Raw genomic sequence first — 15565 nt, 5'->3', positions numbered from 1 at the left:
CGTCACGCGGGGTCGCGACCTGCACGGAAGCCAAACGAAAAGGGCGGCGCCGAGGCGCCGCCCTGTGAGAAGGTGATTTCGCCGCGCGTCAGAATTCGCGCGAGTAGTACTCGTTGCCGACAAAGCCCATCGTCGTAATGTTGGCGCGCTTGGTCTGGGCCAGCACCTCGTCGACGATCTCGTAGCGGGCGAGCCGGTCCGGCTGCAGGTGCAGCTCCGGCGTCGGGTTCATGTTCGCCGTGATGTCGAGATACTGGCGCAGGCGCGCCAGGTCGACGGGCGCGCCGTTCCACAGGATCCCGCCCTCGGCCGTGACCACGATCTTGTTCTTCTGCGGCTCGACCGGCGGCGGCGGCGCATCGGTCGCCTGCGGCAGGTCCAGCTTCACGGCGTGCGACTGCACGGGGATCGTGATGATGAACATGATCAGCAGCACCAGCATGACGTCGATGAGCGGCGTCGTGTTGATGTCCATCATCGGTTCTGATGATTCGGGATTGGTGACCGATGCGCTCATTCAATTCACTCCTAAACTCGCCGCAATTACAGCCGCTGGCCGCCTTCGGGCGCCGGCTCGGAAATGAAGCCGATCCTGGCGAAGCCCGCGCGCTGCATCGTGTAGATCGCCGCGCCGATGCACCGGTAAGGCGTGGCGACGTCGCCGCGGATATGAGCCTCCGGCATGTTGTCCTCGGTGATGTTCTGCCGGCCGCCGACCGCGTTGATCTGGTTTTCCAGATGGGTGCGCGCGAACTCGTAAAGCTCGTCCGAGGTCACCCTGGTCAGATTCCGGTAGACCCCGCACGTCCCGTCCGGCTCCAGCCGGACCGAGAGGTTCACGTTCTCCGGCTTCGTCTCCGTCACCTGATAGCGGACCGTGGGCAGCGTCAGCTGGACGGATTGCAGCACGACCGGCACGGCGATCAGGAAGATGATCAGCAGCACGAGCATCACGTCCACCAGCGGCGTCGTGTTGATGTCGGACATCGGTGCGTCTTCTTCACCGCCTGATTCGCCGACCTGCATAGCCATAATCTAGTTCCCGTTCTTGCCTTGGCGCCGCATCCGCGCGGCGCCGGAAAGACGCGGCGGACCGGACCCGGCCCGCCGCATGCTTCGTGCTTACGACTTGGCGGTCGTGGTCGCGCCGGTGCTGGCCGCGGCACTCGTCGCCGCCGGCTTGGCAGCCGGAGCCGGACGCGACGGGATGGACGGACGGACGGTGCCGCCGGACATCATGTAGCCATGCACGTCGGTGGCGAACCGGGCGAGCTGCTCGCCGATCGCCTTGTTGCGACGCATCAGCCAGTTGTACTGCATCACGGCCGGAACCGCGACGACCAGGCCGAGCGCGGTCATGATCAGCGCCTCGCCGACCGGGCCGGCGACCGCGGAGATCGACGCCTGACCGGCCGCACCGATCTTGATCAGCGCGCGGTAGATGCCGACGACGGTGCCGAACAGGCCGACGAACGGCGCGGTCGAACCGACGGTGGCGAGGAAGGCGAGACCTGAGGAGAGCTTGGCGGTGATCGCGCCCTGGCTGCGGGTCAGCGAGCTCAGCATCCACTCATGCTGGTCGATCGGATCGGTCAGCTTGTTGTGCTGCTCCTCGGCCAGCAGGCCGTCCTCGACGATCTGGCGATAGGCGCCGTTCTTGTCGAGCTTGTTGGCGGCATCGCGCAGGTTCGGCGACTGCCAGAAGGTCGTGCGCGCGCGCCGGCCTTCCTTGATGATCCGGTTCTGGTCGATCAGCTTCACGAAGAAGATATACCAGGACCCGACCGACATGAGGACGAGCACGCCAAGCGTGAGCCACGCAATGATGCCGCCTTCCTTGAGGGCCTGGATGAAGCCGAAGTCGGCTCCCGAGTGACCCGCCGCTCCATTTGCTGCTGGTGCTGCCATTTGATTAATTCCTTCTCACTCTGAAATTGCCGTACTGAATGAAGTTTACTCGGACGGAAGCCGCCAGGTTACCCGACCGGAGTCCCGTCCCGACGTCGGATTCCCGTTCTGGTCGCGCGCCGGCGTGTACCGGGCGCGGCTGCGCAGGATCCGGCAGGTCGCCTGATCAAGCGCGGCAGAACCGCTCGACGACGTGACGGTGCAGTTCTCGACCCGGCCGTTCGCGCCGATCGTGAGACTGAAGCCGGTCGTTCCCTGGTCGTTGCCGCGAAGGGCGGCAGCCGGGTAATCGTCAGCCGAGAAATAGGAATTCAGGTTCGCCCGGGCGCGCTGCGGCGGCACGATGCGAGGCGGCGGCGGGGGCGCAGGCGGCGGCGGCGCGGGCGGCGCAGGCTGCGGCACCGGCGGCACGTAGATTGCGGGCGGCGTCGGCGGCACCGCGATCGGCGACGGCGTCGGGACGATCGAGGGCACGGCCGTGACCGGCGGCGAGCTGGGCTGATCGGGCGGCGGGGGCGGCGGCTCCTCGGGCGGCGGCGGCGGCTCTTCCTTCACGTCGACCACCTTGAGATCCTCGGTCGCCGACTTGATGAACTTGTAGGCGAGACCCGAGACGAACGCGTAGGCGAGGAGCGCGTGCAGGACCGCGACGATGGCGATGGCCCAGATGCGTCCGCGACTAATGGGTTGGTCTACGTACGACATTAATCCGCCAGGCTCCTCTCATCGCACCAATCGGTCACCCCGCGCGGTGAAACGCGGCGTACCCGAAACCGTTCATCCGTCTCGCGGATGTAGTCAAGGCCGAGGTCTCTATCGTGGCGATTTGGATGAGGCAATCCCGCACGTAACTTTGTAACCTCGCCGTCGCGCGCGCTGGATTCTTGGCGCAATGCAGGGTTAATCCGCGGCCCCATAGCGGAGGGGCTGGATCGAAACGGGACATGCCATGAAAGCGCCAATCATCGCTCTTTTCACCGCCCTCGCGGTTGCCGCTCCAGGGGCGGCGCAGCCACAGAATCAGGAAGGTTTACAAAATCTTACTTATGCCGACCTGGCCGATCTGGGGGCTGGCGCGCCTGTTGTCGCGCACCTCAGGGTGAGGGGGGCCGACCGGCTCGGCGAGCGCGAGGCGACCAACGTCCGGCAGGGTCATACCCGCTTCGAGATCGAGGCCGAGGTGATCGCCCTGATTCGCGGCACGGGCGGACTCCCGGCGCGGGTCCGCTATCTCGTCGACCTGCCCAACGATTCGCGCGGACGGCCGCCGCGAATCACTCGCAGGAGCGAATATCTGGTCATGGCGACTCGGGTGCCGAATCGGCCGGACGAGCTTCGGCTGGTCACCGCCGACGCCCAGATCGCCTATTCCGCGCCCGCTGCAGAGATGCTGCGGGGGATCGTCCGCGAGGCCAGCGGCGCCGACGCGCCGCCACGAATCACCGGCATCGGCCGCGCGTTCAGCGTACCCGGCAACCTGCCCGGCGAGCGGGAAACCCAGTTCTTCCTGCTGACCGCCGACCAAAGGCCCATCTCGCTGACCGTGTTGCGCCGCCCGGGCGAGCGGGTCCGCTGGTCCGTTTCGCTCGGCGAGATCGTCGACGAGGGCGCCGGCCCGCCCCCGCCCAATACGTTGCTCTGGTACCGGCTGGCCTGCACCCTGCCCGCGCGCCTGCCGGCCGACGCGCTGAGCGAGGCGGGCGCCGAGGAGCGGCCGGCGATCCAGGAGGATTACCGCGTGATCCGGGAGGGGCTCGGCCCCTGCGCCCGCAGCCGCGTCCCGCGGCGCTAGCACCCCCTCAGAAGGAGGCCAACTCGACGCCGACCCCGGCGCAGTCGGGATAGATGTCGGGCTTGCGCGTCGAGACCCGGAGCGCGGTGACGCCGCGCCGGGCGGCGATCAGGTCGTAAATCTCGCGCACGAACGTCTCCTGCAGGTTGAAGCGCCGGCCGCGGGCGAGCGCGCCGATCTCGGTGCGCAGGAAGTCATAGTCCCAGGCCCGGTGGCGCTCGTCGCTCGCGGCGAAGCTGGCCTCGTCGACCCAGACCTCGACGGTCACGATCAGCCGCTGCGGCTTGCCTACCTCGAAATCGTGGAAGCCGATGTCGACCGGCAGGTCGTAATCCTCGAGCACGATCTTCCGGCTTCTGGGGGCGAGCCGGTCCGGAACGAGGCCGTCCAGCTTGGCGATGTTGGTCTGGGTCATGGTGTCTCCAGGAACTGGACGTCGCGCGGCAAAGCGAGGAAGCGCTGGCCGCCGTCGAGCAGGATGGTGTGGCCGGTGATGCTGGGGGTGGCGATCAGGAAGCGGAGCGCCGCCACGATCTCCTCGACCCTGACGCCGCGGCCAAGCGCGTTGAGGCCGTGCACCTTGTCGAAATTGGCGCGGCTCTGCGGGCCGGAGACCATGGTCACCGAGGGCGCGATCGCGCAGACGCGGATGGCCGGCGCGAAGGCGCGGGCGGCAAGCTCGGTGACGCCGGCCAGGCCATATTTGGAGACGGTGTAGCTGAAGAAGTCCGGATTGGGCCCGTGCAGCTTGGCGTCCAGCAGGTTGACGATCAGCCCCTCCCCGGCCGCGGCGGCGAAGGCGCGGCTCAGCAGAGCCGGTGCGCGCAGGTTCACGTCCAGATGCGCGGCCCAGCTTTCTGCCGTGAAGTCGCTGATGTCGTCATGGGCGAAGATCGAGGCATTGTTGATGAGTAGCCGCGGCGGCGGGAGCCCGTCGAGCGCGGCGATGATCGTGTCCGCCGCCGCCGGATCGGCGAGATCGGCGCGCACCAGCGAGGCGCTCCCCACCTCGGCCGCCAGCGCTTCGGCCTCGGCCCCGGAGCGGTGGTAATGGATCAGCACATGCCAGCCGTCCGCGGCGAGCGCGCGCACGAGCTCCGCGCCGATCCGCTTCGCTCCGCCGGTGACGATTGCCGTGTTCATCGGGCGCCGCATAGCCCCGCGCTTTGCGCAACGCCAGCGGGCGGCTAAGGCGCTCCCATGCCGATGCCGCCGCTCCCTGAGGATCTCAGCCGCCTCAGCCTTGCCGAGATTGCCCGGCTCGCGGAGGAGAAACGACTGCCCCCGGTCGAGAAATGGCACCCGACCCATTGCGGCGACAGCGAGATGCGGATCGCGCGCGACGGCACCTGGTTTCACCAGGGCAGCCCGATCGGCCGGCCCGCCATGGTCCGGCTCTTCTCGACCATTCTGCGCCGCGAGCCGGACGGGAGCTTCGTGCTGGTGACGCCGGTCGAGAAACTGGACATCGCGGTCGAGGACGCGCCGTTCGTGGCGGTCGAGCTCAGGAGCGAGGGCGAAGGCGAGAACCGGAACCTCGCCTTCCGGCTCAACACGGGCGACCTGGTCGTCGCCGGGCCGGCGCACCGGTTGCGCTTCGAGGCGGGTCCGCATCCCTATGTCGAGGTGCGCGGCGGCCTCGACGCGCTCGTCGCCCGGCCGGTCTATTACGAGCTGGCCGAGATCGCGCTGGCCGAAGGGGCGGAGCCGCCCGGCGTCTGGAGCGGCGGCGCCTTCTTTCCGCTGGAGCAGCCGGCATGAGGCAGCCCCCAGTGACTCTGGCCGACACGCTGCGCGCGGCGCTGGAGACCGGGCATCGGTCGAGCCCGGAGCTGATCGGGGGCGACGTGCTCGACGAGGAGGCGCTCGCGCACGGCGTCACGCCGGCGGCCGTGCTCGTTGCCGTCGTAGACCGGCCCGAACCGACCGTGATCCTGACGCTCCGTCCCGAGACGATGCGCAAGCATCCGGGCCAGGTCAGCTTCCCCGGCGGCCGCATCGATCCGGGCGACGACGGCCCGGTCGACGCGGCGCTGCGCGAGGCGGAGGAGGAGATCGGCCTCGCGCGCGCGCGCGTGGAGATAATCGGTCTCGCCGATCCCTATCTGACCGTCACCGGCTTCGAGGTGACGCCCGTGCTGGGGATCGTGCCGCCGGACCTGGAGCTCAGCCCGCATCCGGGAGAGGTGGCGGCGGTGTTCGAGGCGCCGTTCCATCATATATTGGACCCGGCACATCAGCATGTCCGCACCGCCATGTTCCGCGGGCGGGAACGGACCTATTATGAGATTGACTGGCAGGAGCAGAGGATCTGGGGGGCGACGGCGGCGATGATCGTGAATTTGAGCCGCCGCCTGGCGCTGGTGGCATGACGACCCTGCCCGACGCCCCCTGGCGACATCGCGCCGGCATGGACCGGCTGCTCGCCGCGCTCGACGCCAAGGGCGGCGCGACCCGCTTCGTCGGCGGCTGCGTCCGCGACGCCCTGCTCGGGCTGGAGCAGAGTGACGTCGATCTAGCCACCCGCTTCACCCCGGACGAGGTGCTGGCCCGCCTGGAGGCGGCGCATATCAAGGCCGTGCCGACCGGCATCGCCCACGGCACGATCACCGCGGTCGCCGCGGGCACGCCAGTCGAGGTCACCACCCTGCGCCGCGATGTCGAGACCTATGGCCGGCACGCCACCGTCGCCTTCACCGACGACTGGAAGGAGGATGCGGCGCGGCGCGACTTCACGATCAACGCTTTGTCCGCCGACCCGCTGACCGGTGAGGTGTTCGACTATTTCGGCGGGCTGGACGATCTGGCGGCGCGGCGCGTCCGCTTCATCGGCGATCCGCTCCAGCGGATTGCCGAGGATCATTTGCGGATCCTCAGGTTCTTCCGCTTTCACGCACGGTTCGGGACCGGCGCGCCCGATGCGGAGGGTATGGAAGCTTGCGCGGCGCGGGCGAACGACCTCATGGCGCTGTCGCGCGAGCGGATCGCGGACGAATTGCTGAAGCTGCTCGCCTTGCCCGACCCGACCGAGACCGTCCGTCTGATGATCGCGCGCGGCATCTTCCGGCCGGTCCTGCCCGAGATCGAGAGCGCGGACCGGCTGGCCGCCCTGGCCGAGGCCGAGCGCGCGGCCGGGATCGCGCCTGCTGCGATCCGGCGGCTGGCGGCTCTGCTGCCTGCCGATCCCGCTGCGGTAACGGCAGTGGGCTCGCGGCTCCGCCTGTCGAACCGGCAGATCAAGCGGCTGGCCTCGGCCGCCGCGACGCAAACCGGACCCGAGGCGCCGCTCGCCTACCGGATCGGCGCCGCCGAAGCCGTCGACCGGATCCTGCTGCATGGCAGCCCGGGCCCGGGCCTCAAGGCGCTGGAGAGCTGGCAGAAGCCGCGCCTGCCGGTGTCGGGCGGCGATCTCATCGCCATGGGACTCAGCGAGGGGCCGGCCGTCTCCATGGCGATCCAGGCGATCGAGGCGGAATGGATCGAGGCGGGCTTTCCGCCGGACAAGGCCGAAGTCCGGGCGATGGCCCGGCGCCACGTCGATCAGGCGTTGCGCTCCAGCCAGTAGGCCAGCGCATCGGCGGCGGGGAGAGCCTCCGAATAGAGGAAGCCCTGGCCGTAGGTGCAGCCTTTCTGGAGCAGGGCCGCGGCGAGCGCCTCGCTCTCGATGCCCTCGGCTGTGGTCTCCATGCCAAGCGCGCGCGCCAGGCTGAGGATGGCGTCGACGATCGCGGCGCTGTCGCCGTCCTGGAGCATGCCGGACACGAAGCGCTGGTCGATCTTGAGGATGTCGATCGGCAGCAGCTGCAGCGAGGCGAGCGAGGTGTAGCCCGAGCCGAAATCGTCCATCGCAATCTTCACGTCGAAGCGCTGCAGCGCTTTGAGCGCGCGGGCGACGCGTTCCGGATCCTGGATGATCGCGCCTTCGGTGAGCTCCAGCGTGAGCCGGTCGCCGTCGATCCCGCTGGCGCTGAGCGCGCCGGACACGGCCGCGGCGACGTCGTCCCGGCTGATCTGCACTGGCGAGAGATTGACGTTGACGCTGATCGGGAGGCGGGTGCCGGTCTTCAGGTCCCAGTCGGCGAGCGTCTGCGTCGCGGTGTCCAGCGCCCAGCGGCCGAGCTGGACGATCAGCCCGGACTCCTCGGCGACCGGGATGAACTCACTGGGGGGGACCGGCTTTCCCTCCAGCTCCCAGCGGGCGAGCGCCTCGAAGCCGGCGACGCGGCCCGTGCTCAATTCGGTCAGCGGCTGGTAGGCGAGCTCCAGCTGGCCGGCCTCGATGGCGACGCGCAGCTCGGTCTCGATCGAGAAGCGGCGGCGCACCGCCTGCGCCTGGGCGGGCTCGTAAATCTGGGTGGTGCCCGTGCGCTTGGCATTCTTGAGCGCGAACTGGGCGTTGCGGAGCACCTCGTCGGCGCTGGATACGCTCTTGTTGAGGATCGCGCAGCCGATCGCGCAATCCACCCTGATCTCGAGCTCGGAAAGGCGGAACGGCAAGGTGAGCACCGCCTTGATGCGCTCCGCCGCGCGCATCGCGTCGGCGAGGCCGCGGTCGAGGCGCAGGAGGACACCGAACTCGTCGCCGGAAATCCGGGCCAGCATGTCCGAAGGGCGCAGCGCCGAGACGAGGCGGCGGGCGAAGGTGATCAGCAGCTCGTCCCCGGCGATCGCGCCCATACATTCGTTGACGCGGCTGAACCGGGTCATGTCGACGGCGAGCACGGCATGGCTCTGGTCCGAAAAGCCCGGCTCGTTCATCACCGCCTCGACCCGTTCGTTGAAGGCGAAGCGGTTGGGCAGGCCGGTCAGCGTGTCGCGCAGCATTTCCGAGCGGAGGCTGCGCTCGGTCTCGACCTGGGCGGTCTTGTCGATCAGCGAGACCATGCACCGGATCGGCTGCCCCGGGAGCATGGAGAGGCGGGCGAAGCGGACGGTGAAATGACGACCGCCGATCGCGCGGCCGTCGGCCGTGTCGAACTGAAAGGCGGGATCGTCCTTCTTGAGGAACGCGCTCAGGCGCGTGCCGATCGGCCCCGAACGGAGCAGCGGCACCTGGGCGATGCGCCGCTCGCCCAGCCTCTCGTCCCATTCGGCGAGCAGGCGGAACTGGTCGTTCGCACAGTCGATGAAGCTGTCGTCGCTGATCGTGATGATGGCGGCGGCGATCGGCAGGGCGTCGAGATAGCGCTGGCGGACCGACTCCAGCACGTGCCAGATTTGCGGCGAGAGCTCGGCAGGCACGCCTGCAGACGGCGGGGGCTTCCCGTCCGTCTTTTTGCGCCGTGTGCCGGTCTTCGCACCGTCCATGGCGGCGGCGTTAAACAAACAGGGTTAACGCCGCGTTGAGATTTTGCTTCGGCAAACGCGGTAAGGCGCTGCCTAAGCTTGCGGATTTCTAGAAAAGCCGGCGGATGCCGATGCGCACCGTCCGGCCGAGCGGATCGAGATAATCGGGCTGGTAGGACAGGGGCACCGCCCCGGTCTCGTCGCGCACCCGCAAGTGGCTGTCGAAGACGTTCTGGACGCTGAAGAAGAGCCGCGTGCCCTTGAGCCAGGGATGGCGGGCGATCAGCGCCGGCCGCTGCGACAAATCGGCGAACAGGTTGAGGTTGAGCGTCGAGAAGGAGGAGAAGCGCAGGTCGCTGCTCGTCCCGCCGCCGGCGGTCGAGCCGCCATTGACCGTGGTCCCGCTCTGCCAGCTGGCCTGGGCGAAGGCGCCGAAGCCGTTCTTGAAGAAGCCGGCCGACAGCTCGACCTCGTGGCGCGGCCGGCCGCCGCGGCCGTTGAGCGCCGAGCCGTCGAGATAGTCGAGCTCGGGCACACCCGGGCGGATCAGCACCTCGTCGGTGAAGCGCCAGGTGTGGAAGAGAGCGATGTTGATGCCGCCGCCGCCCGGTCCCATCATGCCGCCACGACCGCCGAAACCGCCGCCGCGGCCACCGCCGCCCGGCCCGCGACCGCCGCCGCCCCGCCCGGCGCCCGGTCCGCGCCCGCCGCGTCCGCCCCTGCCGAGACCCGGAATGCCGGTGTTGGCGCCGGGCGGCGGGGCGAAGGGCTGCTGGAACTGGAAGCCCCAGCGCAGCTCGCTCCGCTCCGAGCGGGCGAAGTTGATGGGCCGCGTATCGATCTGCAGCAGCCGGCCGTCCGGCCCGCGCACGAAGCGGTCCGGGAACGCGGCTTCGATCTCGGCAGTCGCGATGGGGAAAGCCGAGATCGGATTGTCGATGCGATTCTCGGAATAATTGGCGTTGAGCGACAGGCTGGGCGAGCCGGGTGCGCCGCTGCCGAGCAGCCGCAGATTGGCGCGCACCGCGAAGACGTGGCGGTTGTCGCCGATCAGCAACGGATTGCCGCCGGTGATGCTGGTCACGTCCACGGTCTCGCCGCGCACGAAATCGAAGACGCGGACGTTGGGCGTCACCAGGGTCGGGTCACCGAGTTGCGAGACGCTGGGCGCGCCATCCTCGTCGGTGACCGAGACGCTGAGATCGAGAATGTCGATCGGCGACCAGCGCACGCCGTAGCCGAGCGTCCGCAGCGTGCCGAAGTCGGAGAGATGCTCGACCTCGACGTTGAAGTTGAGCGAGACGTCGCCGATCTTGCCGAGGAAGCCCTCGCGGCGGCTCGTGATCGGCAGGTCGAAATTGCCCCGCGCCGCGATGCGGTCGCGGCCAAGATCGCGCAGGGTGGTGACGCCGTTGCGGAAGGTCTCGCTGCTGAGGTCCAGCATATTGCCCTGGACCGCGAAGCTGGCGATCACCGGGCCGGCAGGCAGGCTGAACGGGCTGCCGTTGAGCAACAGCTGCGCATCGCCGGACTTGTTGGTCGATTCCGCCCGGTCCTCCGGACGCATGACGAGCAGGCTGCTGCCCAGCGGCGCGAACGGATTGAAGTTCGGGTCGTTCGCATCGAGCCGTGCCTGCAGGGTCGCCGGATCGAGGTTGGTGTCGGTGCGCGTGTCGGTCTGGATCAGGTCGTAATTGCCGGTGAAGGTCCAGCGCCAGCGACCGATATTGCCGTCCAGCGTCAGCCCGGCATGATAGGTGTTGCTCTCGTTCTGGCGAAGCAGCGGCCCGAGCGCGTCCGCATAGCGGAACAAGGTCGCATCCTGCGAGAAGGGCGAATAGGGATTGGTGTCCGGCAGGGTCAGCGAGAGCGAGCGCAGGCCGAGCCGGCTCTCGCTCGTGCTGCGGTTGAACCGCAAATTGCCAGTCGCCCCGACGCGGCCGAAGCGGCGGCTGTAAGTGGCGTTGATGTTGAACTGCTCGGTCGCCGGGAGCAAAGTCCGATACGCGCCGAGATCGGTGAGATTGGGATTGTTCGCGCCGGGCAGGAACGACGCCAGGCTCGGCGCGCCGGTTGCCGCCGAGACGGGCACGCCGGCGACCGTGACGGGCTGGCCGGCAAGCGCGCTCAGCGCGGGATCGACTTCTATGGTCGGATCGAAGGGCGAGGCGCCGACATTGCCGATGAGGTCGAAGGGCACGGCCGGGGCGGACTGGATCAGGTCGCGCTCGCCCTCGAGCAGGGCCCCGGCGCGGGTATAGCGGCCGTCGATCGACCAGCGCGCCGTGGGGCTGATCCGAACGAGCGTGCCATTGGCCTCGTAGCTGGTCTGGCCGCCGGCCGTCGGGACGGTGAGGTTGGTGGCGATCGTGATCGCCCGGAAATTCTCCTTGAGGATGATGTTGATGACGCGCTGGTCCGCCCGGTAGCCATAATTGAGCGCGGCCTCCTCGGGGAGGATGTCGACCCGCTCGATCGCCTCGGGCGGCAGCTCGCGAATCTCGCCGAAGCCGGCGATGCGCTGGCCGTTGAGCAGGATGACCGGCTGGCCGCCGCCCCGGCCGCGGCCGGAACGGGTCTGCGGCGCCAACGCCTCCACCAGCTCCCCGATCGTCGCGGCTCCGTAGGCGCGGACTGCATTTTCGTCGAGCCTTTGCTCGGGCCGGATATTGCCCTCTATTTCGCCGCGCAGTCGCACGCCCGTGACGGTGATGTCGTTTTCGTCCCCGGTCTCCGCGTCCGGCGCTTCAGCCGCGTCGCCGGCTTCGTCCTCGGCCGCGGCAGGCGCGGCGTCCACGGGCGCAGGCGCGGGGATGGTGGGGACAGGCGCTGGGGCATCCTGCGCGTAGGCCGGCGTCAGACTGGTCCCGGCCAGCAGCAGAATGGACACAATTTTCAAACGCACGCTGACTATCCCGATATCCCTCGATCCCGCCTGATCCGGACAGTTCCGGCACGCGGCTCAATGGCGTATTTGGGGCCCGTTACCTGAACATCCTTTGTCCGGGCGCGCGAAAAATTGTCTCAAATTGTCGGCGCAAGTCGCGGATTCCCGCGCTTTACGAGGGCATGACGGACCCCGCTGGTCAGTCGAACCGGTTGTCCCGCGGGAAGCCCTGGGGCGGCATCCGGCCTGCGGCGCCGCGGGCGGTGCGCCAAGGGTTCATGTCCTCATTGCGGGTGCGGCCGCCCTCCCCGCCCATCGGCCAGGACAGGCCCTCCTCGGCTTTGTAGGTCTTGGCGTCGGAGAGGCCGCCGTCCCGATAGCGCTGCAGTTGGACGCCCTGGCCGCGACCCATTTCCGGCAGCTCGGCGAGCGGGTAGACGACCAGCTTGCGATTCTCGCCGACCACGGCGAGATAGTCATGGCCCGGCGGGATCGGCCGCACGACCTTCAGCTTCGCGCCCGGCTTCAGGTTGACGATCTGCTTGCCCTTGCGGGTCTCGGCGACAGCGCCGGCGGCCGAGGTGAGGAAGCCGCGGCCGTCCGACGAGGCGAGCAGCAGTTTCTCCGCCCCCCCGGCGCGCAGCAGGGCCACGACATTCCCCTCGCCCTCGATGTCGACCATCAATTTCACCGGCTCGCCGAAGCCGCGGCCGCCGGGGAGCTTGTCGGCGGCGAGCGTGTAGAAACGGCCGTCCGACGAGGCGAGCAGCAACTTGTCGGTGGTGTGGGCGTGCAGCAGCGGGAAGGCGAGGCTGTCGCCTTCCTTGAACTTCAGCGCCTCGGCATTGGTCACCTCGACATGGCCCTTCATCGCGCGGATCCAGCCGCGCTTCGACAGGATCACCGTGATCGGCTCGCGCTCGATCATCGCCTCGAGCGGGATGTCGCGCGCCGGGGCTGCCTCTTCGATGGCGGTGCGGCGGGCGCCGATCGCCGTCTCCGGCCCGTATTTCGTGCGGAGCGCGGCGAGATCCTTCTTGAGGCGGGTCCGCTGGCGGGCCGGGGACTCGACGAGCTGCTGCAGGCCTTCGCGTTCCTTGTGGAGCGCGTCGCGCTCGCCCTTCAGCTGCATCTCCTCGAGCCGGCGCAGCGAGCGCAGCCGCATGTTGAGGATGGCCTCGGCCTGACGGTCGCTGAGGCCGAATTCGGCGATCATCAGCGGCTTGGGCTCGTCCTCCGTGCGGATGATCTCGATGACCCGATCGAGGTTGAGGAAGGCGATGAGATAGCCTTCGAGCAGCTCCAGCCGGTCGTCGATCCTGCCGATCCGGTGGTTCGCGCGGCGGACCAGCACCTCGAGCTGGAAGGTGACCCACTGGCCGACCACCGCCTTGAGGCCGAGCACGCGCGGGGTGCGGGTGGCGTCAAGAACGTTGAGATTGAGCGGGACGCGGACCTCCAGATCGGTCAGGCGGAACAGGCTCTCCATCAGCACGTCGGCGTCGACCGTCCGGCTCCGCGGCTCGATCACGATCCGGATCCGCTCGTCGGATTCGTCGCGGACGTCGGCGAGGATCGGCAATTTCCTGTCGGAGATCAGGGCCGCGATCTGCTCGATCAATTTGCCCTTCTGCACTTGGTAGGGGATTTCCGTGACCACCGCGGTCCACGAGCCCTGGCTGCCCTTTTCCAGCGACCAGCGCGCGCGGACGCGGAAGGCGCCGCGCCCGGTCGCATAAGCGAGCGCGATCGTGGCCTGGTTGTCGACCAGCACGCCGCCGGTCGGGAAGTCCGGTCCCTTCACGACCTCGAGCAGCTGCGCGTCGTCGGCGGTCGGCGTGTCGATCAGGATCGTGGCCGCGTCGATCAGCTCGGCGGCATTGTGCGGAGGGATCGAGGTGGCCATGCCGACCGCGATCCCGCTTGCGCCGTTGGCGAGCAGGTTTGGAAAGAGGCCCGGCAGCAGCTCGGGCTCCTCATTCTCGCCGTTGAAGCTCTGGCGGAAGTCGACCGTGCCCTCGTCCAGGCCGGCAAGCAGCTCCGCCGCGACGGGGGTCAGCCGCGCCTCGGTGTAGCGGAAGGCGGCGGCATTATCGCCGTCGATATTGCCGAAATTGCCCTGGCCGTCGACGAGCGGGTAGCGGAGCGAGAAATCCTGCGCGAGCCGCACCATCGCGTCGTAGATCGAGTCGTTGCCGTGCGGATGATATTTGCCGATCACCTCGCCGACGACGGTGGCGCTTTTCTTGTACGCCTGACCGGGGTCGAGCCGGAGCTGGCGCATCGCCCAGAGCAGCCGCCTTTGCACGGGCTTCAGCCCGTCGCGCAGGTCCGGCAGCGAGCGCGCAGTGATCGTGGAGAGAGCGTAGACGAGGTAGCGCTGGGAGAGGGCATCGTCGAACGGATGCTCGACGACACTATCGAATTCATCACTCATGAGGCTGCGTTAGCAGCGCCGCGGCGCCGATGCGACAGGCTTGTTCGGGCGACTCGGCTCGCCCATCCAACCCAGCCCGGCAGACCAGGCGACAATTTCTAACCCTTTGAGAAGTCGGGATTAGAAGTGCTTGCTAATCTCTACCGGTGTGATAGAAAATGAGACGTTATAACAAGAGGAGACATGGTCGTGCGACGCTCACTCCCCCTTCTTGTTCTGCTTCTCGCCGGCACCGCCTCCTGCGGCGGCGGCGGCTCTGCTCCCCAAAATCGCGAGCCCGGCGGCGGCAGCTTCGCAAGCAATGCCGCGACCGAGGCCATGGAAGCGGCTCCGCCGGCCGCACCCAGGCAAGGTATCGTCGCTGCCGACAGCGCGGGCCGCGCCGCCGGCGGGCCGAACATCTCGCCGACCGCCGCGCCCGGCGTCGCCTTCAACTACAATTATTCCTTCGCGCTCGCGGCGACGCGGGTCGCCGAGCTGCAGGAGCGGCACGCGGCGATGTGCGAGGAGCTGACCGTCGCCCGCTGCCGGATCACCGGCATGACCTATCGGGTGATCGGCCCCGACGACATCCAGGCCCGGCTCGAGCTGAAGCTCGACCCCGCCGTGGCCCGCCACTTCGGCCGCCGCGCGACCGAGGCGGTGCTGCAGGCGGACGGCATGCTGACCGAGAACGAGATCAGCGGCGTCGACGTCGGCAGCCAGATCCGCCAGTCCGGCACCGACATCGGCCGGCTGCAGGCCGACCTCGCCCGCATCGAGCAGCAGCTCGCCCGGGGCGGCATCGGCTCGGCGGAGCGGGCCGAGCTGCAGGCCCAGGCCGAGGAATTGCGCGAGCGGATCCGCGCCCTCGGGGACCAGCGCCAGGCGCAGCAGGAGACGCTCGCGACCACGCCGATGGTGTTCAACTACGGCTCGGGCGACCTCGTCCCCGGCTACCGGCCGCCGCAAAGCCTCGGCGAGGCCCTGGGCGATGCCTGGAAGGACTTCCGGGAGGGAGCGACAGTGGTTCTTGCCGCGCTCATCCGGATCGCACCCTGGCTGATCACCATCCTGCTCATCGGCCTGATCGCCGTCTACGTGCGGCGGCGCTGGTTTCCGAAAAAGCGGCCGGCGGTGACGCCCGAGCCGGAGGCGGAGCCCGCCCAGGCCTGATCTCCCTCCCCTCCCTCGCTCCCCGGAGGGAGGGGATAGGGGGTGGGTGCGGCCGCAGCCTGTCCCGAACCTCGCCGGGACGCGGTCAGCCGCCCACCCC

The 15565-nt window shown here is 68.8% G+C and carries 14 protein-coding genes; 5 read left to right on the top strand and 9 right to left on the bottom strand.

From position 1 onward, the window contains the following. Nucleotides 1–88: 88 nt before the first annotated feature. The 4 genes from VEC11_RS02220 to VEC11_RS02205 form a co-directional block, all read right to left on the bottom strand. Entirely contained in the window at nt 89–517 is a 429-nt protein-coding gene (locus VEC11_RS02220; protein ID WP_464128738.1) for an ExbD/TolR family protein, read from the bottom strand. A 26-nt stretch (nt 518–543) separates the two neighbouring features. Beyond that, the gene (locus tag VEC11_RS02215; RefSeq protein WP_464128737.1) at nt 544–1032 is read right to left on the bottom strand and encodes an ExbD/TolR family protein; all 489 of its coding nucleotides are present in this window, start codon (nt 1030–1032) and stop codon (nt 544–546) included. Nucleotides 1033–1122: 90 nt separating this feature from the next. After that, complete coding sequence (locus tag VEC11_RS02210; RefSeq protein ID WP_464128735.1) at nt 1123–1908, bottom strand: MotA/TolQ/ExbB proton channel family protein; 786 nt, start codon at nt 1906–1908, stop codon at nt 1123–1125. Nucleotides 1909–1953: 45 nt separating this feature from the next. Further along, complete coding sequence (locus VEC11_RS02205) at nt 1954–2613, bottom strand: energy transducer TonB (protein WP_464128733.1); 660 nt, start codon at nt 2611–2613, stop codon at nt 1954–1956. Nucleotides 2614–3007: 394 nt separating this feature from the next. On the opposite strand from VEC11_RS02205, the gene VEC11_RS02200 reads away from it, so the two are divergent. Then, a complete protein-coding gene (locus tag VEC11_RS02200) occupies nt 3008–3700 on the top strand; it encodes a hypothetical protein (protein WP_464128731.1) in 693 nt (230 codons plus the stop codon). A 7-nt stretch (nt 3701–3707) separates the two neighbouring features. Here the strand turns inward: VEC11_RS02200 and VEC11_RS02195 are convergent, their stop codons facing one another. After that, nucleotides 3708–4115 (bottom strand): dihydroneopterin aldolase, encoded by a 408-nt coding sequence (locus VEC11_RS02195; RefSeq protein WP_464128729.1) that lies wholly within the window; start codon nt 4113–4115, stop codon nt 3708–3710. Beyond that, nucleotides 4112–4843, bottom strand: coding sequence for an SDR family oxidoreductase (locus tag VEC11_RS02190; protein ID WP_464128728.1), 732 nt, complete (start codon nt 4841–4843; stop codon nt 4112–4114). The genes VEC11_RS02195 and VEC11_RS02190 overlap by 4 nt, the downstream gene beginning before the upstream one ends. Nucleotides 4844–4900: 57 nt before the next feature. Between VEC11_RS02190 and VEC11_RS02185 the strand changes: the two genes are divergently transcribed. Genes VEC11_RS02185 through VEC11_RS02175 form a run of 3 tightly spaced genes read left to right on the top strand, consistent with a single transcriptional unit; the run spans nt 4901 to nt 7265 of the window. Then, the gene (locus VEC11_RS02185; protein WP_464128726.1) at nt 4901–5461 is read left to right on the top strand and encodes a DUF1285 domain-containing protein; all 561 of its coding nucleotides are present in this window, start codon (nt 4901–4903) and stop codon (nt 5459–5461) included. 11 nt (nt 5462–5472) lie between these two features. Further along, nucleotides 5473–6072 carry a CoA pyrophosphatase gene (locus tag VEC11_RS02180; RefSeq protein ID WP_464128926.1) on the top strand — a complete coding sequence of 200 codons (600 nt, stop codon included), beginning with the start codon at nt 5473–5475 and terminating at the stop codon, nt 6070–6072. Further along, nucleotides 6069–7265, top strand: coding sequence for a CCA tRNA nucleotidyltransferase (locus tag VEC11_RS02175; protein ID WP_464128725.1), 1197 nt, complete (start codon nt 6069–6071; stop codon nt 7263–7265). The genes VEC11_RS02180 and VEC11_RS02175 overlap by 4 nt, the downstream gene beginning before the upstream one ends. On the opposite strand, the gene VEC11_RS02170 is transcribed toward VEC11_RS02175, so the two are convergent. The 3 genes from VEC11_RS02170 to parC all read right to left on the bottom strand — a co-directional run bounded on the left by VEC11_RS02170 (nt 7241) and on the right by parC (nt 14310). Continuing rightward, the gene (locus tag VEC11_RS02170; RefSeq protein ID WP_464128723.1) at nt 7241–8941 is read right to left on the bottom strand and encodes a putative bifunctional diguanylate cyclase/phosphodiesterase; all 1701 of its coding nucleotides are present in this window, start codon (nt 8939–8941) and stop codon (nt 7241–7243) included. The genes VEC11_RS02175 and VEC11_RS02170 overlap by 25 nt on opposite strands. A 154-nt stretch (nt 8942–9095) precedes the next feature. Next, complete coding sequence (locus tag VEC11_RS02165; protein WP_464128722.1) at nt 9096–11891, bottom strand: TonB-dependent receptor; 2796 nt, start codon at nt 11889–11891, stop codon at nt 9096–9098. Nucleotides 11892–12072: 181 nt separating this feature from the next. Continuing rightward, nucleotides 12073–14310, bottom strand: a complete 2238-nt coding sequence (parC, locus tag VEC11_RS02160) for a DNA topoisomerase IV subunit A (protein ID WP_464128720.1) — start codon at nt 14308–14310, stop codon at nt 12073–12075. 189 nt (nt 14311–14499) lie between these two features. On the opposite strand from parC, the gene VEC11_RS02155 reads away from it, so the two are divergent. Further along, nucleotides 14500–15465 (top strand): DUF4349 domain-containing protein, encoded by a 966-nt coding sequence (locus VEC11_RS02155; protein ID WP_464128718.1) that lies wholly within the window; start codon nt 14500–14502, stop codon nt 15463–15465. Nucleotides 15466–15565 lie beyond the last annotated feature (100 nt).

The organism is Allosphingosinicella sp., from assembly GCF_035626655.1.
Taxonomy (GTDB): domain Bacteria; phylum Pseudomonadota; class Alphaproteobacteria; order Sphingomonadales; family Sphingomonadaceae; genus Allosphingosinicella.
The sequence above is the reverse complement of the archived record's forward strand: the minus strand, read 5'-3'. Positions and strand labels throughout refer to the sequence as shown.

What these genes read in the sequence shown, in the direction of transcription:
- VEC11_RS02220 (WP_464128738.1), bottom strand. Translation starts at nt 517, where the DNA reads ATGAGCGCATCGGTCACCAATCCCGAATCATCAGAACCGATGATGGAC.
- VEC11_RS02175 (WP_464128725.1), top strand. Translation starts at nt 6,069, where the DNA reads ATGACGACCCTGCCCGACGCCCCCTGGCGACATCGCGCCGGCATGGAC.
- VEC11_RS02210 (WP_464128735.1), bottom strand. Translation starts at nt 1,908, where the DNA reads ATGGCAGCACCAGCAGCAAATGGAGCGGCGGGTCACTCGGGAGCCGAC.
- VEC11_RS02190 (WP_464128728.1), bottom strand. Translation starts at nt 4,843, where the DNA reads ATGAACACGGCAATCGTCACCGGCGGAGCGAAGCGGATCGGCGCGGAG.
- VEC11_RS02195 (WP_464128729.1), bottom strand. Translation starts at nt 4,115, where the DNA reads ATGACCCAGACCAACATCGCCAAGCTGGACGGCCTCGTTCCGGACCGG.
- VEC11_RS02215 (WP_464128737.1), bottom strand. Translation starts at nt 1,032, where the DNA reads ATGGCTATGCAGGTCGGCGAATCAGGCGGTGAAGAAGACGCACCGATG.
- VEC11_RS02185 (WP_464128726.1), top strand. Translation starts at nt 4,901, where the DNA reads ATGCCGATGCCGCCGCTCCCTGAGGATCTCAGCCGCCTCAGCCTTGCC.
- VEC11_RS02205 (WP_464128733.1), bottom strand. Translation starts at nt 2,613, where the DNA reads ATGTCGTACGTAGACCAACCCATTAGTCGCGGACGCATCTGGGCCATC.
- parC (WP_464128720.1), bottom strand. Translation starts at nt 14,310, where the DNA reads ATGAGTGATGAATTCGATAGTGTCGTCGAGCATCCGTTCGACGATGCC.